The organism is Plantactinospora sp. ZYX-F-223, from assembly GCF_039649625.1.
Taxonomy (GTDB): domain Bacteria; phylum Actinomycetota; class Actinomycetes; order Mycobacteriales; family Micromonosporaceae; genus Plantactinospora.
Window position 1 is genome coordinate 45,146 of the sequence record NZ_JBDJAV010000049.1, and the last position, 22,029, is coordinate 67,174.

General features: G+C 72.3%; 17 protein-coding genes. 9 read left to right on the top strand and 8 right to left on the bottom strand.

Annotated elements, in window-relative coordinates:
- Window positions 1-48: 48 nt before the first annotated feature.
- The 5 genes from AAH979_RS34940 to AAH979_RS34960 are packed head-to-tail and all read right to left on the bottom strand — an operon-like array spanning window position 49 to window position 5,631.
- Window positions 49-1,995 carry an anthranilate synthase family protein gene (locus AAH979_RS34940; protein WP_346262398.1) on the bottom strand — a complete coding sequence of 649 codons (1,947 nt, stop codon included), beginning with the start codon at window positions 1,993-1,995 and terminating at the stop codon, window positions 49-51.
- A gap of 25 nt (window positions 1,996-2,020) precedes the next feature.
- Window positions 2,021-2,674 carry an isochorismatase family protein gene (locus tag AAH979_RS34945; protein WP_346262399.1) on the bottom strand — a complete coding sequence of 218 codons (654 nt, stop codon included), beginning with the start codon at window positions 2,672-2,674 and terminating at the stop codon, window positions 2,021-2,023.
- Between the two features lie 15 nt (window positions 2,675-2,689).
- The gene (locus AAH979_RS34950; RefSeq protein WP_346262400.1) at window positions 2,690-3,472 is read right to left on the bottom strand and encodes a 2,3-dihydro-2,3-dihydroxybenzoate dehydrogenase; all 783 of its coding nucleotides are present in this window, start codon (window positions 3,470-3,472) and stop codon (window positions 2,690-2,692) included.
- 7 nt (window positions 3,473-3,479) lie between these two features.
- Complete coding sequence (locus tag AAH979_RS34955; RefSeq protein ID WP_346262401.1) at window positions 3,480-5,048, bottom strand: AMP-binding protein; 1,569 nt, start codon at window positions 5,046-5,048, stop codon at window positions 3,480-3,482.
- A 16-nt stretch (window positions 5,049-5,064) separates the two neighbouring features.
- A complete protein-coding gene (locus tag AAH979_RS34960; RefSeq protein ID WP_346262402.1) occupies window positions 5,065-5,631 on the bottom strand; it encodes an SRPBCC family protein in 567 nt (188 codons plus the stop codon).
- A 1,042-nt stretch (window positions 5,632-6,673) separates the two neighbouring features.
- Here AAH979_RS34960 and AAH979_RS34965 point away from each other — a divergent pair.
- Genes AAH979_RS34965 through AAH979_RS34995 form a run of 7 tightly spaced genes read left to right on the top strand, consistent with a single transcriptional unit; the run spans window position 6,674 to window position 14,084 of the window.
- On the top strand, window positions 6,674-7,648 hold the full coding sequence (locus tag AAH979_RS34965; protein WP_346262403.1) for a hypothetical protein: 975 nt from the start codon (window positions 6,674-6,676) through the stop codon (window positions 7,646-7,648).
- On the top strand, window positions 7,645-8,721 hold the full coding sequence (locus AAH979_RS34970) for a cysteine synthase family protein (protein ID WP_346262404.1): 1,077 nt from the start codon (window positions 7,645-7,647) through the stop codon (window positions 8,719-8,721). The genes AAH979_RS34965 and AAH979_RS34970 overlap by 4 nt, the downstream gene beginning before the upstream one ends.
- On the top strand, window positions 8,714-10,288 hold the full coding sequence (locus tag AAH979_RS34975) for an argininosuccinate lyase (RefSeq protein ID WP_346262405.1): 1,575 nt from the start codon (window positions 8,714-8,716) through the stop codon (window positions 10,286-10,288). The genes AAH979_RS34970 and AAH979_RS34975 overlap by 8 nt, the downstream gene beginning before the upstream one ends.
- Window positions 10,281-11,507 (top strand): ATP-grasp domain-containing protein, encoded by a 1,227-nt coding sequence (locus AAH979_RS34980; RefSeq protein ID WP_346262406.1) that lies wholly within the window; start codon window positions 10,281-10,283, stop codon window positions 11,505-11,507. The genes AAH979_RS34975 and AAH979_RS34980 overlap by 8 nt, the downstream gene beginning before the upstream one ends.
- A 1-nt stretch (window position 11,508) precedes the next feature.
- Entirely contained in the window at window positions 11,509-12,504 is a 996-nt protein-coding gene (locus tag AAH979_RS34985) for an EamA family transporter (protein WP_346262407.1), read from the top strand.
- Window positions 12,501-13,565 carry a low-specificity L-threonine aldolase gene (gene ltaE / locus AAH979_RS34990; RefSeq protein WP_346262408.1) on the top strand — a complete coding sequence of 355 codons (1,065 nt, stop codon included), beginning with the start codon at window positions 12,501-12,503 and terminating at the stop codon, window positions 13,563-13,565. Before AAH979_RS34985 ends, ltaE begins: the two co-directional genes overlap by 4 nt.
- Before the next feature lie 15 nt (window positions 13,566-13,580).
- Window positions 13,581-14,084, top strand: coding sequence for a methylated-DNA--[protein]-cysteine S-methyltransferase (locus AAH979_RS34995; RefSeq protein ID WP_346262409.1), 504 nt, complete (start codon window positions 13,581-13,583; stop codon window positions 14,082-14,084).
- Window positions 14,085-14,123: 39 nt separating this feature from the next.
- Here AAH979_RS34995 and AAH979_RS35000 read toward each other — a convergent pair whose 3' ends face one another.
- The 3 genes from AAH979_RS35000 to AAH979_RS35010 form a co-directional block, all read right to left on the bottom strand.
- Window positions 14,124-16,163 carry an HAD-IC family P-type ATPase gene (locus tag AAH979_RS35000; protein ID WP_346262416.1) on the bottom strand — a complete coding sequence of 680 codons (2,040 nt, stop codon included), beginning with the start codon at window positions 16,161-16,163 and terminating at the stop codon, window positions 14,124-14,126.
- Between the two features lie 247 nt (window positions 16,164-16,410).
- A complete protein-coding gene (locus AAH979_RS35005) occupies window positions 16,411-17,490 on the bottom strand; it encodes an inositol-3-phosphate synthase (RefSeq protein ID WP_346262410.1) in 1,080 nt (359 codons plus the stop codon).
- 50 nt (window positions 17,491-17,540) lie between these two features.
- A complete protein-coding gene (locus tag AAH979_RS35010) occupies window positions 17,541-18,158 on the bottom strand; it encodes a PadR family transcriptional regulator (protein ID WP_346262417.1) in 618 nt (205 codons plus the stop codon).
- 199 nt (window positions 18,159-18,357) lie between these two features.
- Here AAH979_RS35010 and AAH979_RS35015 point away from each other — a divergent pair, with 199 nt between their 5' ends.
- Both AAH979_RS35015 and AAH979_RS35020 read left to right on the top strand, forming a co-directional pair.
- Complete coding sequence (locus AAH979_RS35015) at window positions 18,358-18,822, top strand: DUF5318 domain-containing protein (RefSeq protein WP_318399883.1); 465 nt, start codon at window positions 18,358-18,360, stop codon at window positions 18,820-18,822.
- Window positions 18,823-19,022: 200 nt separating this feature from the next.
- Window positions 19,023-21,929 (top strand): transglycosylase domain-containing protein, encoded by a 2,907-nt coding sequence (locus AAH979_RS35020; RefSeq protein ID WP_346262411.1) that lies wholly within the window; start codon window positions 19,023-19,025, stop codon window positions 21,927-21,929.
- The last annotated feature ends 100 nt before the right edge of the window (window positions 21,930-22,029 follow it).

The window sequence follows — 22,029 nt, forward strand, 5'->3', positions numbered from 1 at the left end:
CCCAGATGTTAGACATCCGGATTCGGTCTGTCTGCCGTCCCGCGCGGATCAGCTCCGCGCCGCCACCGGTTCGGCGAGCCGGGTACGCAGTACCGAGCCGACCAACTCGTGCAGGATGTCGACGCCGCCCTCGGTGAGGATCGACTCGGCATGGAACTGGATCGAGCGGAACCTCGCCCCGCGCAGTGCGTACACCTCGCCGGTGGTCCGGTCCCGATCCACCTCGACCAGGCCGGCGGGGTCGGCGCAGCGCACCTGGTCCGCCTCGCTCTGCGCGGCGAAGCTGTTGTAGAACCCGACCCGGACCGGACGTCCGGAGAGTTCGATCTCCTTCTGCACGCCCTGGTTCGGCGCGTCCAGCCGGGCCAGCCGGAAGCCGAGCAGGTCGCTGAGCACCTGGTGGCTCAGGCATACGGCGAGGAACGGCCGCGCCTCGTCCAGCAACCGCCGGGCGGTGCGCCGCAGGTGCGCGATCTTCGGGTGGCCCACGGCGCGCGGATCACCCGGGCCTGGACCGAGCACCACCAGGTCGTGGTCGTCGATCGAGTACGGCTCGTCGAACCGCCGGATGGTGACCCGCAGGCCGAGTGCCCGGAGCTGGTGGCCGAGCATGAAGGTGAAGTTGTCCTCGGCGTCGACCACCAGCACCCGCCGCCCGGCCAGCCCGCCGCCCCGCCCGGCGGAGCAGCTGCGCCAGAACCCGGCCACCCGCTCGGTACGCCGGGTCAGCGCGTGCCGGACCGCCGGATGCGTCCCGAACCGGGGAGCCGGTCGGGCCTGGAAGGCGGCGAGCAGCCCGGCCGCCTTCGCCCGGGTCTCCGCCGCCTCGGCGGCGGGTTCGGAGTGCCGGACCAGGGTGGAGCCGACCGTGATCCGGAGCCGCCCGGTCCGGTCGATCTCGGCGGTGCGGATCAGGATCGCCGAGTCCAGGGTGCGTGTGCCGGTGCCGTCCCGGCCGATCAGCGCGACGACGCCGCTGTAGTAGCCGCGACCGGCCGGCTCGTACTTGCTGATCACCCGGCTGGCGCTCTCCACCGGGCTCCCGGTGACGGTCGGGGCGAACATGGTCTCCCGGAGGACGTCGAGCACGTCCCGGCGGGTACGCCCCTCGATCAGGTACTCGGTGTGGGCGAGCCGGGCCATCTCCTTCAGGTACGGCCCGACGACCCGTACCCCGTCGTCGCAGATCCGGGCCATCATCTTGAGTTCCTCGTCGACGACCATGTGCAGCTCGTCGGTCTCCTTCGCCTCGGCGAGGAAGTCGAGCACCCCGGAGAGGGTGGGACCGGACGCCGGATAGCGGTACGTCCCGCTGATCGGGTTCATCGTGGCCGTACCGTCGACCACGCTGACGTGCCGTTCGGGGCTGGCCCCGACCAGCGTGCGGTCCCCGGTGTGCACGACGAACGTCCAGTACGCGCCGGACTCGTCGGCCAGCAGCCGCCGGAAGACGGTCAGCGCCGTCCCGGGCGTGTAGTCGGTGATGTCGGCCAGGAACGACCGCTTGAGCACGAAATTGGCGCCCTGCCCGGTGGCGATCTCGTCGGCCAGCACCGTGCGGACCAGCTCCGCGTAGCCGTCGTCGTCCAGGTCGAAGTGGCCGCCGGAGAGCGTGACCGGCGCGTCCGGGATCCGCTGCCGCACCTCGGCGACCGGGACCACCGCGTGCTGGTCGACGGTCATCGCCAGCAGCGGCGTGCCGTCGTCGGGGGTGGCGTGGCCCCGCTCGGCGATCTGCCGGTAGGGGACCAGCACCAGGGTCCCGGGCCCGGAGCCGCCGGGGACCGGGTCGGGCAGCGGCACGTCCGCGAGCCGCTCCAGCGTGTGTACCCGGCCGAGCAGCACCTCGACCCGGCCCGGTCCGGTCAGCTCCGGCCGGTGCAGCAGGGCGAACGGGCCGGGCCGGTCCGCCAGTACCCGGTCCAGCACCGACGGACCGGGATCGGCGGCACCGCGCGGCGGCCCGGCGGCGGCCGGTGCCGAGGAGAACGTCATCACAGGGTCCTTTCGTCGCGGGCCGTCAACCCGGCACCCGCACGGCTGAGAGCTGGGTGAGCAGTGTCCGGGCCGGTGCCACCACGGCACACCGGCCGGCCGCGTAGTCCAGCGCCATCCGGTGCTGTTCGGCACCGAAGTCGGCGACGGCGTCGGCGGCGAGGAAGGGCTGGATGTCGTGCGAGAAGGCGTCGCAGGCGGTCATCAGTACGCCCACGTGGGCGTAGACGCCGCAGACCAGGAGTTGGTCCCGGCCCTCGGCCCGGAGCCGGTCGAGCAGGCCGGTGCGGTGGAACGCGCTGTAGCGGGACTTGACGAAGAACCAGTCGCCCAGTCGGGGCGCGAGCGCCGGCTCCACCTGCCGGTGTGCCGGCTCGGCGGTCATGCCCGGCCCCCAGAAGTCCTTCAGCAGGCCGCGCTGCGCGTCGCTCATCCCGCCCGGCTGCCCGGTGTACGCCACCGGGACGCCGAGTTCCCGGCACCGGTCGAGCAGGGCGGCGACGTTGCGTACCAGGTCGACCAGGGGTGCCGTGCCGGCCGCGAACGGCCGGAGGAAGTACCGCTGCATGTCGTGGACCAGCAGCACCGCCCGGTCCGGTCTCGGGGTCCAGTCGGCGATGTTGTCGGGCAGGTCCCGGGGGACCGGCATGGCGTAGGCGATGCGGTTCGGAATCCCCACGTCGGCTCGCTCCAATCAGACGCCGAGGGTGGCGCCACCGTCGACGGTCAGGTCGTGCATGGTGATGTGGCCGGACTGGTCGGAGAGGAGGAACAGCACCGCGCTGGCCACGTCCGACGGCTGGCCGAGCTTGCCGAGCGGGATGCCGAGCCGGAAGACGTCCGGGGTTCCCTCGATCGTCTGCCGGCGCCCGTTGCCGTCCGTCCACAGCTTGCTGAGCATCGGGGTGTCGGTGGATCCGGGCGCGACCACGTTGCAGCGGATGCCGTACCGGGCCACTTCGAGACCGAGCGTCTTGGTGAACATCGTGGCCGCGGCCTTCGAGGCGGCGTACGCGGCCATCCCGACCCGGGGCGTGCCGGCGGCGTTCGACGCCACGGTGACGATCGCCCCGCGCCGGCGCGGCACCATCCGGTTCACCACCGCCCGGGAGACGTTGAACACCCCGGTGGTGTTCACCGCGAAGGTGGTCGCCCAGGCCAGGTCGGTCAGCGTCCGGGCCTCGCCGGTGTGCAGCACGCCCGCCCCGTTGACCAGGAAGTCGATCGGCCCGAGCCGGCCCTCGACGGCACCGGTCAGGCCCTCGGCCGCGATGCTGGAGGTGACGTCGCCGGGAAACGCCAGTACGGTTCCGGCAGCGCGGATCGTCGCGGTGACCGCGCGCAGCCGTTCGGCGTCGTTGTCGACGGCGGCGACGCTGGCACCCTGCCGGGCCAGCGCCCGGACCAGTTCCGCGCCGATCCCGCCGGCCGCCCCGGTGACCACGGCGACCCGTCCGGCCATGTCGTAGCTGACCATGGCGCCGCTACCGGTCGCCGTTCCGGCTGGCGAGGATCCGCGCCAGTTCGAGCCGCTTGATCTTCGTGGTCGCGGTGTGCGGCAGCTCGTTGAGCCGCCAGTGCACGGGTGGGGCCATCGGCGGCAGGTCGGCGGCGGCCGTCCGCCACGCCTCCAGGTCGAGTGGCCGGTCGTTGCGGGTGCAGACCACCGGTACGGCCCGACCGTCGGGGTCCGGGACCACGACCACCTCGGTGAGGTCGGCCAGCCGGGCCAGCAGGGTGTCCTCGGCGACCAGCGTGCTGCCGAAGCCGGGGACGATGTCGACCTCGCGGTCGAGCAGGTGCAGGCAGCCCCAGCGGGTCCGGTAGCCCACGTCACCCATCCGCCACCAGTCGCCGTCGACCTGCTGCCGGTAGCGCTCCGGCTCGCCGAGGAAGGTCACCGCGCGCCCGTCGCTGCGTACCTCGATGTAGCCCGGTGACGACGGGGAGGGCGGCCTGCCGTCGCGGCTGACGACCCGGACGTCGGTCATCCCCGGGAACGGCATGCCGACGCAGCGGCCGTCGGTGCCGCCGGTCCAGCGCCGGGTGTACGTCCGGCCGACCACCGGGCCGGTCTCGCTCTGGCCGTAGAGCTGGGCGAACCGTGGCGAGCGGCGACGGGAGGCGTTCAACAGCCGGTGGATCGTACGCGGGTGGATGGCGTCGAACGTGCTGCTGAAGTACCGCACGTTGGCCAGCGGCTCGCGGGGGTCGTCGGCCAGTTCCTCCCAGAGCATGAAGGAGTTCGGGTGTGCCTCGATGACGCCGGGGCGCAGCCGGGCGAAGAGTTCCGCGACGTGGGCCGGGTCCTCGTCGGCGAGGATCAGCAGCGGCGCGCCGCGCAGCAGGGTGATCGCCATCGCGCTGACCATCCGGGAGTGTACGAACGAGACGTGCACCGCCACGGTCTCCCGCCGCCGCACCAGCGCCGCCGCCGTCGCCTGCGGGCGGTACCGGGCCAGCAGCGTCCGGCCGGTGTGCACCGCCATCTTGGGGATCCCGGTCGTCCCGGAGGTGTGCGTCACCAGCGCCGGGTGGTCCGGCGGCATGGTGACCGCAGGCACCCGGGGCGTACCGGCCAGCCCGTGCAGCCCGACGGCGTCCGGGTGCTCACCGGCGGCCAGCAGCACCCGCTCGGCCAGTTCGTGCACCGTCGGCGGCAGTTCGGCGTCCAGCTTGGTGCGGTCGGTCAGCAGGTACGCCGGCCGGGCCCGGCGGAGCAGTTCCGCGGCCGTACCGCCGTCCAGCTTGGGTGAGAGCAGCACCGGTACGGCGCCGATCCGGGCCGCGGCGAAGGCGAGGAGCGGGATGTCGAAGCCGTCGGACTTGTAGACCACCACCCGTTCACCTGGGCGGACCTTCGCCGCCCAGAGCCGGGACGCGACGTCGTCCACCAGGTCGGCGAGTTCGGCGACGGTGCACCGCCGGCCCAGTTCGGGCGCGACGTCCAGGTCGTGGTCGAGGACGACGACGTTGGCCGGGTGTCGGGCGGCGGCCCGGTCGAGGAGGGTACCCAGCCCGATGCCAGAGTTGCCGATCCGTTGCAGCAGCATGTCGATCCTTCCTGGGTCAGCGCGGGGTGCCGGACTCCGGCCCGGTCCCGCTCGTCTCGATCACGGTCTTGATCCGGGCCAGCGTCGTCGCCAGGTCGTCGGCCAACTTGCCGGTCCAGTCGGCGAAGAACCGCTGGCGGTCGGCCGGGGTGAGCCCGGCGGTGATCGACCGGATGCCCTCGGTCGGCGCGCCCATCCGGAACCGGTGGACCAGTCGGCAACCGCCGTCGCCAGCGCCGGTGAACTCGTACGTCCAGACGCTGTCCTGCCGGCACCCCGAACTGTCCCGCATCGCCCAGCTGAAGATCCGGCCCGGCTCGGCGTCGACCACCTCGCAGGTGGTGCTCCAGGTTCCGCGTACCACCGGTGCCCAGGCAACCACCTCGGGATCGCGCCGGTTGTCTCCCTGGAAGATCGCGCCGACGGTGCCGGGAATGCCGGAGATCCATTTCCCGCCGGTGCATTCCGGGCTCCATTCGCCACTTCGGGAAAGGTCTGTGACGATCGCGTACACCACGTCCGGTGGCGCCGCAATCCCGGTTTCCGCACGTACCTGGAACAGGGGTTCATAATCCGTTTTCATCGTGTTCACCTGAGCCATCCTGGCCGAGTGGAGTACGGCACGACGTCTCGTAGCCAGACCTACGATCGTCGACATGAAGTGGTCAGCCACGCCACTGTGGCTGGTGTGGAGCGTGGCTCTTCACCGATGGTCGGCCAGGAAAAGCCGCAGGTAGCAGCCGTTGCGCGCGGCTGGGTCGCGGGTGCCCGGGGACTCGGTGGGTCGGCCGTTCGGGCGCTCACCGGGAATTGTCGCCGACGGTGCCTCCGACGTAATTCGTCGGGTGATCGAGAGAACTGTCAGTACGCCATCGCCTGTCGCCTCCCCGCATGCGACGTTGGCCGGGATACAACGGCCCGCATTCCGTGAACAATCGACGGATGCGATTACCTCGGCCGGACGTTAGACCCCGGATAGGACGGTAGGCAACCCGTCTCTCCGGGCGGGTGGCGGTCGATCGAGGTCCATCAGTACCCAACGTAGTCAGATGATCACGTTTGGCTGATCCCGCTTCCCTCTGCACTCTGTGTGCGCCCCTCGTGGCCGGGATCGAGGCATACGGAACGTGAGATTCTCTCCTGCGGCCCATCTCCCGAATCCTGGGACGGCCGGCTCGGGTACGCCTCCGGTGCCGGGTGTCCGACGGCCGACCGGACCGATCGGCCGACCACGATCCGCATGTCGAACCGCATTCCGCTCCGGTCGGCCGCCCGAGCGCCCGGGGGATCGGCGTCCGGCCTGGACGGTCCGGCCGGAGCGGACGCCGCTCTCGCTCCGGCCCGACCCGGGCGCCCGCTGACCGAGCGTCACATCGAAACGCGCGACGCCAAATCCGGATAAGGCTTGTCGCGGTTCGGTCGGCTCCCCTAGACTCGCCAACCGAACGGAATGTTCCGGCACCGACGCACGGGGGCTGCGGTGTTCGACAACGGGTTTCGACGACGGCAACCCGTGCCACCGCTATCCACGACCCACGATCCGATCTGGCGCGCGACCTGCGCCGACTCCCGCGTGCGCCCGGACTGCCGGCCGACGACGTGTCCGTAACCTGGCTGGGGGTTTGATGTCGCTCCTCGACGAACGGATCATCGACTGGCGGGGGAACCCCGCGGTCGACAACCTCGACCCGACACCGCGCACCGGCCTCGGGATGTGCCGGGGGCACCACGGCGAGTTGCTCCAGGGCGCGTTCTGGATCGACGGCTCGCTGGTGCGGGCCCTGGTCACCCTTCCGCTGCCGGACGTCGCCGCGGTGGCCAGCGCCGAGTTGTCGCCGGACCAGGCCGGGATCGTGGTCCAGCCCGAATGGAAGACCAAGGCGGGCCGGGCGGCCCGGCTCACCCTGGACCTGCTCGGAGTCGAACACGGCTGCCAGGTCTCGCTCAGCTCGGACATCCCGGTCGGGCTCGGGCTCGGCTCGTCCACCGCCGACGTGGTGGCCACCATCCGGGCGGTCTCGGACGCCGCCGGCCACCGGCTCCCGGGCCGTACGGTGGCCCGGCTGGCCATCGCCGCGGAGTACGCCGCCGACTCGGTGATGTTCTCCGGCTCGGTGCCGCTCTTCGCCCACCGGGAGGGCCGGGTCCTCGACGTGCTCGGTCCGGAGCTGCCGCCGCTGCTGGTCGTCGGGTGCGTACTCGCACCGACCGGAGTGGACACCCTGGAGTTGCCGCCGGCCGAGTACACCCCGGCGGAGATCTCCCAGCTCGGCGCGCTGCTCGGGGCGACCCGGCACGCCGTCCGGCACGGCGACCCGGTACTGCTCGGTCGGGTGGCCACCCGCAGCGCCGAGATCAACCAGCGGTTTGTCCCGCTGCCGCTGATGCCGGAGCTGCGTCGGCTCGCCGAGGCGGTGGGCGCGGTCGGCGTACAGGTCGCGCACAGTGGCACGGTCGCCGGTGTGCTCTTCGACGGCCGGGATCCGCGCGCCGCGCGGGCGGCCAGCGAACGGTGCCGGGCCGGACTGGCCAGCCTCGGCATCGCCGAGACCTACCGGTACGCGCCGTACGAGTCGCACTGGCGGGCGGTGCACCGATGACCGGCCGGGCCGCCGACACGTACCCGGACGTCTTCTCCGGGACCTACTCCGACGCCATCGCCATGCCGAAGCTGGTCCGGCTGGGGCCGAACCTGGTGGGCGCGGCGTTCACCCTGATGAAGCTGGTACCCGCGCGGTACATCCTGCGGCGGGCCGCCGCCGACGGCCGGCTCCGCCCGGGCGGGCGGATCGTGGAGACCACCTCGGGCACCTTCGGGCTGGCCCTGGCGATCGAGGCGGCGCTGCACGGCTGGCGGCTGACCCTGGTCAGCGACCCGGTCATCGACGACCGGCTGGCCGCCCGGCTGCGGGACCTCGGCGCGGAGATCGAGATCGTCACCGAGCCGGCGCCGGGCGGCGGCTACCAGCAACCCCGGCTGGACCGGGTGGCCCGGCTGCTGCGCGACGACCCGGCGGCGTTCTGCCCGGAGCAGTACCGCAACCCGGACAACCCGCTGTCGTACTCGGCCGTGGCGGACCTGCTGCTCGAACGGCTCGGCCGGATCGACGTACTGGTCGGCACGGTCGGTTCCGGCGGCAGCATGTGCGGTACGGCCCGGTTCCTCCGCGAGGTCTGCCCCGAGCTGCGGGCGGTCGGCGTCGACACCCACCGCAGCGTCATCTTCGGCCAGCCGGACGGGCCGCGTCCGCTGCGCGGGCTCGGCAACAGCCTGATGCCGGCCAACGTCGACCACACCGTCTTCGACGACGTGCACTGGCTCTCCCACGGCCACGCCGTGCGCGCCACCCGGGAACTGCACCGCCGGCACGCCGTCTACATGGGTCCGACCAGCGGCGCCGGCTACGCCGTCGCCTCCTGGTACGCCCGGCGCGACCCGGGGCGGCTGCACGTGGTGCTGCTGCCCGACGAGGGACACCGCTACCAGGACACGGTCTACTCCGACGAGTGGCTGCACCGGAACACCGAGCCCGAGGTCCCGGCCGCGCCCCGGCTGGTCGACGACCCGCGCGACGGCCTCGACGGGTGGAGCTACCTGCACTGGGACCGGCGCCCGGCGGCGTACGCCGCCGGCCTGGTGGAGGCGGCGGCCGGCGGGGTGCATGGTGGCTGACGCGGCGGGCCCGGGGACCGGGCGACTCACCCGGGCGGCCCTGCCGGGAGCGCGCCGGATCGTCTTCGGCGAGACGGCCGACGCGGCGATCGACGACGAGTTGCACCTGATGACGGCGGTGGACCGGGCCCACCTGGTGATGCTCCGCAGCCGGGGGCTGATCGGGGCCGGCGACGCGGGCCGGCTGATCGCGGCGATCGACGACCTGGACCGGGACGGCTACCGGGCACTGCGCGGCCGGCACGCGCCACGCGGGCTGTACCTGCTCTACGAGTCCCACCTCGCCGAGGTCACCGGTGCCGAGGTCGCCGGCCGGTTGCACAGCGGCCGGTCCCGCAACGACCTCAAGGCGACGATCTGCGCGCTGCGCCTCCGGGAGTGGCACGCGGCGGTACTGCGCGAGACGCTGCGTACCGAGGCGGTGGCGCTGAACGCCGCCCGCCGGCACCGGGCGGCCGTACTCGCCGGATTCACCCACTTCCAGCCCTCGGTGCCGATCACCTACGGGTACTACCTGGCCGGGGTGGCGGCCGCACTGGGCCGCGAGGCGGACCGGCTGCTGGCCGAGATCCCGCACCTGTCCCGCTGCCCGCTCGGCGCCGGTGCGATGGCCGGCACCGACCTGCCGATCGACCCGGAGCTGACCGCCCGGCTGCTCGGGTTCGCCGCGCCGCACCCGGTGGCGCTGGACGCCGTGGCCAGCCGGGACTCCGTCTCGGCGGTGCTCGCGATCGCCGCCTCGGTCGCGGTGACCGCCTCGCGGGTGGCGCTCGACCTGCAACTCTGGACCAGCGCCGAGCCGGCCCTGCTCCGGTTGCCGGACGACCTCGTCGGATCCAGCTCGGCGATGCCGCAGAAGCGCAACGCCTATCTGCTCGAACACGTACGCGGCCGGGCGGCCCGGGTGCTCGGCGCCCAGACGGCGGTGCTCGCCGCCACCCGGTCCGCGCCGTTCACCAACTCCATCGAGGTCGGCACGGAGGCGATGGCCGAGGCGTGGCCGGCGTACGCGCACACCATCGACGTGCTCCGACTGCTCCGGATGCACCTCTCCGGCGCCCGGCCCCGGGTCGACCGGATGGCCGGGCACGCCGCCGGGCACTGGACCACCGCCACCGCGGTGGCGAACCGGCTGGTGGTCGAGGGCCATCCGTTCCGGCGGGCGCACGAGGTGGTCGGCCGGCTGATCACCGGGATCGAGTCCGGCCGTCCGGTCCAGCCGGGCCCGCCGATCGAGCGGCGGGCGGCGGAGCTGCTCGACACGCTCGACGTCGGTGAGGCCGTCCGGGCCGCCCGGTTCGGCGGCGGGCCCGGGCCGGAGTCCTTCGCCGCCCTGTGGCCACGGCTGCACGCCGGGCTGCGGGGCCGGGCGGCCGCCGCGGCCGGGCACCTCGACGTCGCGGCGCACTGGCGGCAGCGCCTGCTGGACCAGGTCGACGCCGAGGGCGGCGACGTCCAGGGCAACGACGACCGGGTCGACGACGACCAGCCCGACGGGGGCACCGTCGCCCCGGCCGCCGTCGAGCAGCCGGTCGGCCCGCTGGTCGAGGAGGGCGTCGGTGTCTGACCGGTACGCCGTGTTCGTGGAGAGCAACACCACCGGCACCGGGGGGCTGTTCGCCGAGGCGGCCACCGCGCTCGGGTACCGGACCGCGCTGCTGGCGCGGGAGACCGGCCGCTACCGACCCTGGCTGGACCGGTACGACGAGGTGGCGACCCTGGACACCGGCAACCCGGCCGAGGTCGCCGGGTGGTGCCGGAGCGTCGGCCCGGACCGGGTCGCCGGGATCACCAGCAGCAGCGAGTACTTCGTGGTCGTCGCCGCCCGCGCCGCCGAGGAACTGGGTCTGCCGCACCCGTCGGCCGAGGCGGTGCTCCGGTGCCGGAACAAGGAACTCTCCCGCCGGGTGCTGTCGACCGCCGGTGTCGCGGTGCCGGGCTGGCGGCTCTGCACGACCGTGCAGCAGGCCCGGGCGGCGGCGGAGCGCCGGGGCGGCCCGGTGGTGGTCAAGCCGGTCGACGGCTCCGGCTCGGTCGGGGTACGGCTCTGCGCGGATCCGGCCGAGTGTGCCGGCGCGGCGGCGGAGTTGCTGGCCGGCGGGGTGAACGAGCGCGGAATGCCCCGGATCGCGGGCGTACTGGTCGAGGACTTCGTCGACGGTCCCGAGGTGTCGGTCGAGGTCTGGAACGGCCGGGCGCTGGTGGTGGTCCGCAAACACCTCGGCTCCCCGCCCTGGTTTGTCGAGGTGGGCCACGACGTCGAGGCGAACCTGCCGGACCAGCTGGACGCGGCGGTACGCGGCACCGCCGAACAGGCCGTCGCCGCCCTCGGCATCGGCTGGGGCCCGGTCCACGTCGAGCTGCGGCTGGCCGCCGACGGCCCGTACGTGATCGAGGTGAACCCGCGACTGGCCGGCGGCAACATTCCGCGGCTGGTTCAACTCGCCACCGGCATCGACCTGATCGGCCAGCATCTCGCCCAGGTGGTCGGCGAGGCCGTCGCGCCGCCGGTGCCCGCGCACCGGCGGGCGGCCTCGATCCGGTTCCTGCTGTTCGACCGCGCCGGTCGGTTCCGCCGGGTACCGGCCGCGCCGACGGGGTCGGATCCGCGCACGGTCGAGGTGGTGGCCCGGCCCCGGGCCGGGGACCACTACCGGCCGCGCGGCGACTTCACCGACCGGGTCGGGCACGTGTTGTCCTGCGCCGAGAGTCCGGCCGTGGCGGTCCGGGTCGCCGACGCCGAACTCCGGCGGCTGACCGCGCAGTTCGAATGGGAGAACAGCTGAGATGACCGCGACCTCCACACCCGTCCGGCCCGCCGTGCCCCGCGCGGCCGTACCCGGGTTGGCCCTGGCCCTGTCCGCCGCGTTCAGTTTCGGGACCTCGGGACCGGCCGCGAAGGCGGTGATCGACGCCGGCCTCACCCCGCTGGACACCGTCTGGCTGCGGTTGGCCGGCGCGGCGGTGCTGCTGGTCCCGCTCGCCCTGGCGATCCGTGGTCCGGCGCTGCGCACCCTGGTCCGCCGGCACCGGGCACTGCTGGTCGGGTACGGCCTGCTCTCCATCGCCGGGGTCCAGGTCTGCTACTTCTTCGCGGTGTCCCGGCTGCCGGTCGGGATCGCCCTGCTGCTGGAATACCTCGCCCCGGCGCTGGTGATCGGGTGGCTGGTGCTGGTCCGGCGTACCCGGCTGCCCCGGGAGGCGTTCGCCGGTGCCCTGCTCGCGGTCTGCGGCATCGCCGTGGTCGTGCAGGTCTGGAGCGGACTGCAACTGGACCTGCTGGGGCTGCTCGCCGGCATCGGGTCGGCCGCCTGCCAGGCGTCCTTCTTCGTGCTGTCGGACCGGCTGGCCGGCGAGGGCGACGCGCTGGCGCTGGCCGCCGGCGGGATGGCGGTCGGCGCGGTGGTGCTGGGCCTGGTCGCCCAGCCCTGGCAACTGCCGTGGTCGACACTGCTCGGCGAGGCCAGCGTCGCCGGTACGGTCCTGCCGGTCCTCGTCCTGGTCGGCTGGATCGTCGTGGTCAGCACGGTGCTCGCCTACACCACCGGGATCGGCGCGGTACGCCTGCTCTCCGCCCCGGTGGCCGGGGTCATCGCCACCGTCGAGGTGGTGATAGCCGCCCTGGTCGCCTGGCTGGTACTCGGCGAGCGGCTCAGCCCGGTCCAGTTGCTCGGCGGCGTGATCGTGCTCTGCGGCGCCCTGCTCGCCCAGCGTGCCGCGAGCCAGCCCGTCCCACCGCCCTCGCCGATTCCCGGCCCCGCCGTTCAGGAGGCGCACCGATGACGTCCACGATCGTCCGTACCACCGTGGAACTGCGCAGCGACACCTTCACCCGTCCCACCCCGGAGATGATGGCGGCGATCGCCCGGGCCCCGCTCGGCGACGACGTCTACGGCGAGGACCCGACCGCGAACGAGCTGGAGGAGCGGGCGGCCGAACTGCTCGGCAAGCCGGCGGCCTGCCTGGTGCCCAGCGGCACCATGGCCAACCTCGCAGCGATCACCGCGCACTGTCCGCGCGGCAGCAAGGCGCTGGTCGGCGACCAGTCGGACATCTACGTGTACGAGGCGGGCGGCGCCTCGGTGTGCAGCGGGGTGGTACTGGAACCGGTCCGGACCGAGCCGGACGGCCGGCTGCCGGTGCACCGGCTCGCCGCCGCGCTGCCGGAGGACCCGGACGACCCGCAGTTCGCCCCGCCCGCGCTGATCAGCGTGGAGAACAGCCACAACCGGTGCGGCGGCGTACCGCTGCCCGGGGCGTACCTGGCCGAGGTGGCCGAGTTCGGCCGGCGCCAGGGGATGGCGGTGCACCTGGACGGGGCCCGGCTGTTCAACGCCGCGGTGGCGCTGGGCGTACCGGTCACCGAGCTGACCCGGCACGCCGACTCGGTCCAGGTCTGCCTCTCCAAGGGGTTGTCCGCGCCGGTCGGTTCCGTGGTGGCCGGCGACCGGGAGTTCGTCGACCGGGTGCGGCGGATCCGCAAGATGCTCGGCGGCGGGATGCGCCAGGTCGGGGTGATCGCCGCGGCCGGCATCGTCGCGCTCGACACGATGGTCGGCCGGCTGGCCGAGGACCACGCGAACGCCCGGCGGCTCGCCGACGGGCTGGCCGGGATCGCCGGGATCGAGATCGACCCGGCCCGGGTGCGGACCAACATCGTGATGTTCCGGGTCGTCGACGACCGGTTCAGCCACGAGTCGTTCATCGCCCGGCTCGCCGACGCCGGGGTCCGGCTGGCCGAGCTGGGCCGGGGGCAGCTCCGGGCCGTGACGCACCGGCACGTCACCGCCGAGGACGTGGACCGGGTACTCGCGGAGGTCGCCGCACTGCTCGACCCGGCCTGAGGTGAGAATGGTGGGATGCGCTGGACCGTGCTCGACTCCCCGATCGGGGAGCTTTCCGTCAGGGTCGACGACGTCGGCGTCTGCGGCGTGCACTTCGGGCCGGTGGAGGGGGCGCTGCCCGCCACCGCCCTGCCCGAGGCCCCCGACCCGGACACCGCCGGGCTGCCGGCGGCGGTGGCGCAGTTGCGGGGGTACTTCGCCGGTGAGTTGACCGAGTTCGCCGTGCCGCTCTCGGTACGCCGGGGCTCGGAGTTCGAGCGGGCGGTCTGGACCGAGATGTCGAAGATCCCGTACGGCGAGACGCGCACCTACGGCGAGGTGGCGGCGGCGGTCGGTGACCCCGGGGCGGCCCGGGCGGTCGGGGTGGCCTGCAACCGCAACCCGATCCCGGTGATCGTGCCCTGCCACCGGATCGTCGGAGCCGGCGGCAAGCTGGTCGGCTTCGGCGGTGGCCTGCCCCGGAAGCGCCAGTTGCTGGAACTGGAGGCGCGGATCGCCTTCGAGCGCGCCTGGGCGTGAGGACCCTATATATAGGCGTCACCGCGCCCGTCGGCGGATTCAGCGTGCCGGCGGGGTCAGCCGTACCCGGCGGAGGAGTTGGGCGTTCAGCGCCACGACGATGGTGGAGCCGGACATCAGTACGGCGGCGACCGCCGGACTCAGTGCGATCCCGGCCCAGGCGAGCACCCCGGCGGCGAGCGGCAGCGCCACCACGTTGTAGCCGGCGGCCCAGGCGAGGTTCTGGATCATCTTCCGGTACGAGGCCCGGGACAGCCGGATGACACCGGTGACCCCGCGCGGGTCGGAGGAGGCGAGCACCACGCCGGCCGACTCGATCGCCACGTCGGTGCCGGCGCCGATCGCGATGCCGACGCTGGCCCGGGCCAGTGCCGGGGCGTCGTTGACCCCGTCACCGACCATCGCCACCGTCGAGCCCGCGCGCTGGAGGTCGGTCACCTTGTCGTCCTTGTCCGCCGGGAGCACCTCGGCGAAGACCTCGTCCACCCCCGGTCGGAAGCCGAGCTTCCCGGCGACCGTCTCGGCGACCGGCCGGGCGTCACCAGTGATCATGGCGATCCGGCGCACCCCCTCGGCCCGCAGCTCGGTGAGCGCCTCGGCCGCCTCCGGGCGTACCTCGTCCTCCAGCGCCAGCGCGCCGAGCACGCGAGGGGCGGCGCCATCGAGGCGTACCAGATAGAGCACGGCGGCTCCGCGCGCCGACCAGTCCGCGGTGACCCGGTCGAGGTCGGGGCCGGGCCGGGCGGCCAGCTCGCGCAGCAGCGCCGGCCCGCCGACCGCGAGGTCCCGACCATCGACGTCGGCCCGCACGCCCCGGCCGGTCAGCGCGCGGAAGCCGGTGGCGGCGGCCGCGCCGCCCCGGCCGGCGGCGGCCGCGACGATGGCCCGGGCGAGCGGGTGTTCGCTCTCCGCCTCGACCGCGCCGGCCAGCCGGAGCAGCTCGTCCTCGGCGCCGCCCGTCCCGAGCGCCTCGTCCTCGGCGTTGCCCGTCCGGTCGCCGGCCGGACCGGGGCGGTCCGGAGACGGCTGGTCGGCGGCGAGGTCGGGGCCGGCGGCGACGGCGGTGACGGTGTGCGCGCCCCGGGTCAGCGTGCCGGTCTTGTCGAACAGCACGGTGTCCACCGAGCGCATCCGCTCCAGCGCCAACCGGTCCTTGACCAGGATGCCGGCCTTGGCGGCCACGGCGGTGGAGAGCGCGATCACCAGCGGGATCGCCAGGCCGAGCGCGTGCGGGCAGGCGATCACCAGCACCGTCACCGTACGCACCACCGCCTCGTCGATGTCGCCGAGCGCGGTCCAGACCACGAAGGTCACCGCGGCCGTGGCGGTGGCGATGTAGAACAGCCAGGCGGCGAACCGGTCGGCGAGCACCTGGGCGCGACCACTGGACTGCTGCGCCTGGGCCACCAGCCGCTGGATCCCGGCCAGCGCGGTGTCGTCGCCGACGGCGTCGATCCGGACCCGGATCGACGAGTCGGTCGCCACGGTGCCGGCCACCACCCGGTCGCCGGCGGTACGGGAGACCGGGCGGGACTCGCCCGTGATCATCGACTCGTCCAGCTCGGCGGTGCCGTCCAGCACCCGGCCGTCGGCCGGTACCCGGGCGCCGGGGCGGACCAGCACCACGTCGCCGACACCCAGCCCGGTCAGCGGCACCCGGTGTACGCCGCCGTCGGCATCGACCCGCTCGGCCTCGTCCGGCAACAGGGCGGCCAGTGCCGCGAGTGCGCCCCGAGCCTGGCCGATGGCCTTCATCTCCTGCCAGTGCCCGAGCAGCATGATGGTGACCAGGGCGGCCAGTTCCCACCAGAAGTCGAGGTCGAACGCGCCCAGGCTGGTGGCGAGCGAGGCGACGTACGCGACGGTGATCGCCATCGAGATCAGCAGCATCATCCCCGGCGTACGGTCGCGCAGCTCGTGGAGCCCGCCGACCAGGAACGGCCAGCCGCCGTAGAGGAAGACCACCGAGCCGAGCACCGGCCCGACCAGCGACATTCCGGGGAAGTCGAGCGAGTAGCCGAACCAGTCCATCACCATGTGACTGGTCAGCACGATCGGCGCGGTCAGCGCCAGGCTCAGCCAGAACTTCCGGCGGAACGCCTCCGGATCGTGCCCGGCATGCTTGTCGTGCTGGTGCTGCTGGTGCTGCTGGTGCTGCTGGTGCTGCCCGTGCTGCTGCTCGTCGTGGTGCTGGTGGTCGTGGTGCACGACCGATCACCCCCTCGGAGTCGAATATACCCCCTGGGGGTAAGGAGGCAACTCGTCCGGGAAACAGCAGACGGGGCCGGACCGTTTCCGGTCCGACCCCGCCTGCCGGGTGTCGTCGTCAGCGCTCGATGGTGCCGGCGATGAAGTCCTCGACGGCCTGGTGGGCGTCGTGGTCGGCGTACTGCTCCGGCGGCGACTTCATGAAGTAGCTCGACGCCGAGAGGATCGGACCGCCGATACCCCGGTCCAGGGCGATCTTGGCGGCCCGGACCGCGTCGATGATGACGCCGGCCGAGTTGGGCGAGTCCCAGACCTCGAGCTTCAGCTCCGCGTTCAGCGGTACGTCGCCGAAGGAGCGCCCCTCCAGCCGGATGTACGCCCACTTGCGGTCGTCCAGCCACGGCACGTGGTCCGACGGCCCGATGTGCACGTCGCCCTTGTTGATCTCGTGCGGGATCTGGGAGGTCACCGACTGGGTCTTGGAGATCTTCTTCGAGACCAGGCGGCTGCGCTCCAGCATGTTCATGAAGTCCATGTTGCCGCCGAAGTTGAGCTGGTACGTGCGCAGCAGCTCGACACCCCGGTCCTCGAAGAGCTTGGCCAGCGCCCGGTGCACGATGGTCGCGCCGACCTGGCTCTTGATGTCGTCACCGACGATCGGCAGCCCGGCGTCGACGAACTTCTGCGCCCAGGCGGGGTCGGAGGCGATGAAGACCGGCAGCGCGTTCACGAAGGCACAGCCGGCCTCGATCGCGGCCGTGGCGTAGAACTTCGCGGCCTCCTCGGAGCCCACCGGCAGGTAGCAGACCACCACGTCGACCCGGGCCTCGCGCAGCGCGGCGACGACGTCGGCCGGCTCGCGGTCGGACTCCTCGACGATCTCCCGGTAGTACTGGCCCAGCCCGTCCAGGGTCGGGCCGCGCTGCACGAGCACGCCGGTCGGCGGTACGTCGCAGAGCTTGATGGTGTTGTTCTCGCTGGCGACGATCGCCTCCGCGAGGTCCATGCCCACCTTCTTGGCGTCGACGTCGAACGCCGCGACGAACTCCACGTCCGAGACGTGGTAGTCGCCGAAGGTGACGTGCATGAGACCCGGGACGCGGTCGTTGGGGTCGGCATTGCGGTAGTACTCGACGCCCTGGACCAGGGACGAGGCGCAGTTACCCACACCGACGATGGCGACGCGGACGGAGCCCATCGCGTTTGCCTCCTTTGTGTTCATCACGGCCGCTCCGACTCATTCCTGGACTACCCAGGCGGAGGCGGGATGTTCTCTCTTGACGGACCCGGGTCGGTGCCCGGGGTGGACCCATCCGGGGTCCGGCCGGAGCGCTCGTTGGCGATGAGCTCCTCCAACCAGCGGACCTCGCGCTCACAGGCGTCGAGGCCGTGTCGCTGAAGTTCGAGCGTGTACGCGTCGAGCCGTTCGGCCGCTCGGCTCAACACGTCGCGCAGGCCCTCGCGACGCTCCTCCACCTTGCGGCGCCGGCCCTCCAGGATCCGGAGGCGGGTCGCTCGGTCGGTACGGGCGAAGAACGCGAAATGCACCCCGAACCCGGTGTCCTCGTAACTCTCTGGACCGGTCTGGGCGATCAGTTCGGCGAACCGTTCCTTGCCCTCCGCGGTGATTTTGTAGACGACCCGCCCTCGACGGCTGGTCAGCGCCGGGATCTCCTCCGCGGTGGCCGGTGTCTCGGCCGCCTCGGTGATCCAGCCGGCCGCCTGCAACCGACGCAGGGTCGGATAGAGCGAGCCGTAGCTGATCGCCGCCCGGATCGCCCCGAGCTTGGCGGCGAGTTCCTTGCGGAGCTCGTAGCCGTGCATCGGGGACTCCTGCAGGAGACCGAGGATGGCGAGCTCGAGCACGAGCACCCCTCTCCGTGTCTCCGTCGGACCCCAGTGGCTGCCCGCCGTTGGGAGCCCGTTCACCGGCCCGATGTATCGGCCCGATACATCGCACCGTAGACCCTCTGGAGCAACGAGGCAAACCCTCGTAGGGCACGGGTTCGATCACAGTAAGTGACGATGGTCGCCTCGTCCGGCCGGACCCAGTACTCTTCTGCCCATGCGTTCGCAGCGCCAGGTCGTCGACTACTCGCTACAGAAGCGAGCGGTGCTGCGTGAGGTGCATTCGGGCCGGGTGGGGACGTACGAGGTCTGCGACGCCTCGCCGTACCTCAAGAACGCTGCCCGGTTCCACGGCGAGCCGACCGAGACGCTCTGTCCGGTCTGCCGGCGAGAAAATCTGACCCACGTCCACTACATTTACGGCGATGAGCTCAAGCAGTCGGCCGGTCAGGCCCGCACCCGAGCGGAGCTTTCGGTGCTGGCGATGACCCTGCGTGAGTTCCAGGTCTACGTGGTGGAGGTGTGCCGCGGCTGCGACTGGAACCATCTCGTCGAGCAGTTCCTGCTCGGCCGGGACGGCGTCTCCGGTGACGACAGCGTGGGCGCCGGGCCAGCCGCCGGTGCGGCCGTGGCCGCGTCGACGGGCACCTCGGTCAGACGAAGGCGCGAGGCGCGCCGGTGACTGCGACTCGTTCCCCGGCCCGCGGGATCTTCCCCCCGCCGATGGGACGAGTCCTACCCCGCAAACCGGATAAGTCCGGTTTTTCCGACGTCGCACCATCCGTAGATCGGCGTGTCCGATCCCGGGTGGAGCGTGTCCCAACTCACGGCAACCCGGTGGTGGCGCGCATGGCCATCACCGCGACCGGCAGGGTGTGACGAATGAACTCGTACGGCGATCCTAGTTCCGCGCGCGGTCGGGCCCAGTACCCGGGCGCGAACGGCGACCACGGACCAGCGGACGATCCATACCAGCGCCCGTCCTGGGACGACCCGGGAGCCGCTCGCCGCTCGTCCGACGGTGACCAGGGCGGCTGGCCCGCCAACAGCGGCCGGGCCGGCGGCGCCTCGGCCCGGGCCAGCGCCAGCGGCCGGGCCTCCTCCGGCCGGGCCACACCACCGGGGCGGGCCTCCGCCGACGGCGGTTGGGCCGCACCGGTGTCGCCCGCCTCCGGTTCCGCGTCGGTCGGTTCCGCGTCGGTCGGTTCCGCCTCGGTCGGCTCGGCTCCCTCCGGGCGGGCCCAGGTCGGTGGCCGGGCCGGGGTCGGCAGCGCGTCGGTTCCCGAGGCGCCGGGCTCCGGTGGCGGCTACGGCGCCGGCCGGGCCTCCGCCGGCCGGGCCACGGTCGGCACCGCCTCGGTCAGTGGCGGCGGCGCGAACGGCGCCGCCGGCCGGGCCCGGGTGGGCCGGGCCGTCGTGCCCGTCTCGCCAGCCGGGCCGGGCGGACCGGACGACCCGAACGGGCCCGGTGGCCGGCGGGGCCGGCGGGGCGCGGGTGACCTCGACCCGGCGGCGCAGAAGCGGGCCAAGAAGCGCAAGCGGGTCAACATGCTGATCGCTGCCTTCGCCGTCTTCATCATGCTGGCCGGCGGCGGCGTGGTCGCCGCGACCTGGTATTCGACAAGCGTCCCGATGCCGAACCAGCTCCCGCTGCCGCTGTCGACCACGATCTACGCCGCCGACAAGAAGAACTTCATCGCCAAGCTGGGCGACGAGAACCGGCAGATCGTCACGATCAAGCAGATTCCGGACTACGTGCAGAAGGCGGTCGCCTCGGCCGAGGACCGCAACTTCTACAAGCATGACGGTGTGGACTACGTCGGCATCGCCCGGGCCGCCTGGAACAACTTCACCGGCGGCAGCAAGCAGGGTGCCTCGACCATCACCCAGCAGTACGCCCGGAACGCGTACGAGAATCTCCAGGACGACAGCTACCAGCGCAAGGTCAAGGAAGCGATCCTCGCCTCCAAGTTGAACGAAAAGTTCACCAAGAACGAGATCATGCAGCACTACCTCAACACGATCTACTTCGGTCGGGGTGCGTACGGCATCGAGATCGCGGCGTTGACCTACTTCAACAAGCCGGCGAGCAAGCTCAGCGTGGCCGAGGGCGCGGTGCTGGCGGCGGTGATCAAGCAGCCGCAGGTCGACACGGCCAGCGGACACAAGGGCTTCGATCCGGCGGACAACCCCGAAGAGGCCAAGGCCCGCTGGGAGTACGTCCTCAACGGCATGGTCGAGGAGAAGTGGCTCAAGCCCGAGGAGCGGGCCAAGCTGACCTATCCGAAGGTGCAGAAGAGGAAGAGCGCCAACGAGGCCCTCGGGGTGAAGACCCCGCGCGGTAACGTGGTCAACTACGTCAAGGCCGAGATGGCGGAGCGCGGGCTCTGCACCCTCGGCGCGCCGCCGGCCGGCAAGGTCGACTGCTCCACGGCGCTCCGGGACGGTGGCTACAGGATCACCACCACCATCGACTGGAAGTTGCAGGCGGAGGCCGAGAACGCGGCGCAGCGCAAGAAGGGCTCGCCGATCTACGAGCAGCCCAAGAACCTGATGGCCGCGCTGGTCTCGGTCGAGCCGAAGACCGGCAAGGTGCTGGCCTACTACGGTGGCGACAGCGGGGCGGACTACGACTACGCCGGCCTGAACACCGACTCGGCCGGGGGCCTGAGCGGCGGCCACCCGCCGGGCTCGAGTTTCAAGGTCTACACCCTGGCGGCCGCGATCGAGGCGGGGATCTCGATCGACTCGATCTGGGACGCCCGGCCGTTCACGGTCAAGGACACCGAGATCAGGGTGCAGAACGCCGGTCGTGACGTGCGGAAGACCTGTGATCAGGCCTGCACGCTCAAGGAATCCACCATCAGGTCGTACAACGTGCCGTTCTACCACGTGACCGAGAAGATCGGCGCGGACAAGGTGCTGTCGATGGCCCGGCAGGCCGGCGTCCGGACGATGTGGGAGACCAAGGAAAACCCGCCGAAGTGGCACGACCTGACCAAGGAGAAGCCGGAGGAGCTGGCGCCGGACCCGTTCTTCAACGTGGTGGCGTACGGGCAGTACCCGATCACCGTGCTCGACCACGCCAACGGGCTGGCCACGCTCGCCAACGGCGGCGTCTACAACAAGGCGCACTTCATCGAGCTGATCGAGCAGCAGGACAAGGAGACCGGCCGGTGGAAGAAGATCGGCGGCGCGAAGGCTGATCCGAAGCAGCGGATCCGCAAGGACGTGGCCGACGAGGTCACCTCGGTGCTGAAGAACATTCCCAAGGAGAACAACGGCAACATCGAGGGCCGCGAGGAGGCCGGCAAGACCGGCACCTGGGAATACGCCAAGACCGAGTTCAACGCGCACGCCTGGATGGTCGGCTACACCCCGCAGATCGCCACCGCGGTCTGGGTGGGCAGCAAGGATCCGGACAAGCCCGAGATCAAGACCAAGGGCGGCGACAACATCGGCGGTAGTGGACTGCCGGCCGACATCTGGCAGAAGTACATGAACAAGGCCCTGGCCGGCAAGCCGGCGATGTCCCTGCCGGACTCCAAGGAGCTCGGCGACAAGGAGGCCGGCAACGGCAAGAAGAAAGAGACGCCTCCGCCGGTTCCGCCGAACCCGGGTGGTGGCAATCCCGGTGGTGGCAACCCCATCTGCCAGGGACCGAATCCGCCCCCGCTGATCTGCCCGCCGGCCGGCGGTGACACCGGCGGCGGTGATCCGGAATTCCCGCCGGAGGGCGACGACGGCGGCGGAGGCGGAAACGGCAATGGTCGTGGCGGCGGTGGCTAGCCACCGACTCCCGTTCCACGGGGACAGATAGTGATCGATCGATGCGGCTGGCGGCCGGGTCCCACGACCCGGCCGCCAGCCGCGTTTTCGACTCCATCCG

What these genes read in the sequence shown, in the direction of transcription:
- AAH979_RS34940 (WP_346262398.1), bottom strand. Translation starts at nt 1,995, where the DNA reads ATGACGTTCTCCTCGGCACCGGCCGCCGCCGGGCCGCCGCGCGGTGCC.
- AAH979_RS34950 (WP_346262400.1), bottom strand. Translation starts at nt 3,472, where the DNA reads ATGGTCAGCTACGACATGGCCGGACGGGTCGCCGTGGTCACCGGGGCG.
- AAH979_RS34955 (WP_346262401.1), bottom strand. Translation starts at nt 5,048, where the DNA reads ATGCTGCTGCAACGGATCGGCAACTCTGGCATCGGGCTGGGTACCCTC.
- AAH979_RS34960 (WP_346262402.1), bottom strand. Translation starts at nt 5,631, where the DNA reads ATGAAAACGGATTATGAACCCCTGTTCCAGGTACGTGCGGAAACCGGG.
- AAH979_RS34965 (WP_346262403.1), top strand. Translation starts at nt 6,674, where the DNA reads ATGTCGCTCCTCGACGAACGGATCATCGACTGGCGGGGGAACCCCGCG.
- AAH979_RS34970 (WP_346262404.1), top strand. Translation starts at nt 7,645, where the DNA reads ATGACCGGCCGGGCCGCCGACACGTACCCGGACGTCTTCTCCGGGACC.
- AAH979_RS34985 (WP_346262407.1), top strand. Translation starts at nt 11,509, where the DNA reads ATGACCGCGACCTCCACACCCGTCCGGCCCGCCGTGCCCCGCGCGGCC.
- ltaE (WP_346262408.1), top strand. Translation starts at nt 12,501, where the DNA reads ATGACGTCCACGATCGTCCGTACCACCGTGGAACTGCGCAGCGACACC.
- AAH979_RS34995 (WP_346262409.1), top strand. Translation starts at nt 13,581, where the DNA reads ATGCGCTGGACCGTGCTCGACTCCCCGATCGGGGAGCTTTCCGTCAGG.
- AAH979_RS35005 (WP_346262410.1), bottom strand. Translation starts at nt 17,490, where the DNA reads ATGGGCTCCGTCCGCGTCGCCATCGTCGGTGTGGGTAACTGCGCCTCG.
- AAH979_RS35015 (WP_318399883.1), top strand. Translation starts at nt 18,358, where the DNA reads ATGCGTTCGCAGCGCCAGGTCGTCGACTACTCGCTACAGAAGCGAGCG.
- AAH979_RS35020 (WP_346262411.1), top strand. Translation starts at nt 19,023, where the DNA reads ATGAACTCGTACGGCGATCCTAGTTCCGCGCGCGGTCGGGCCCAGTAC.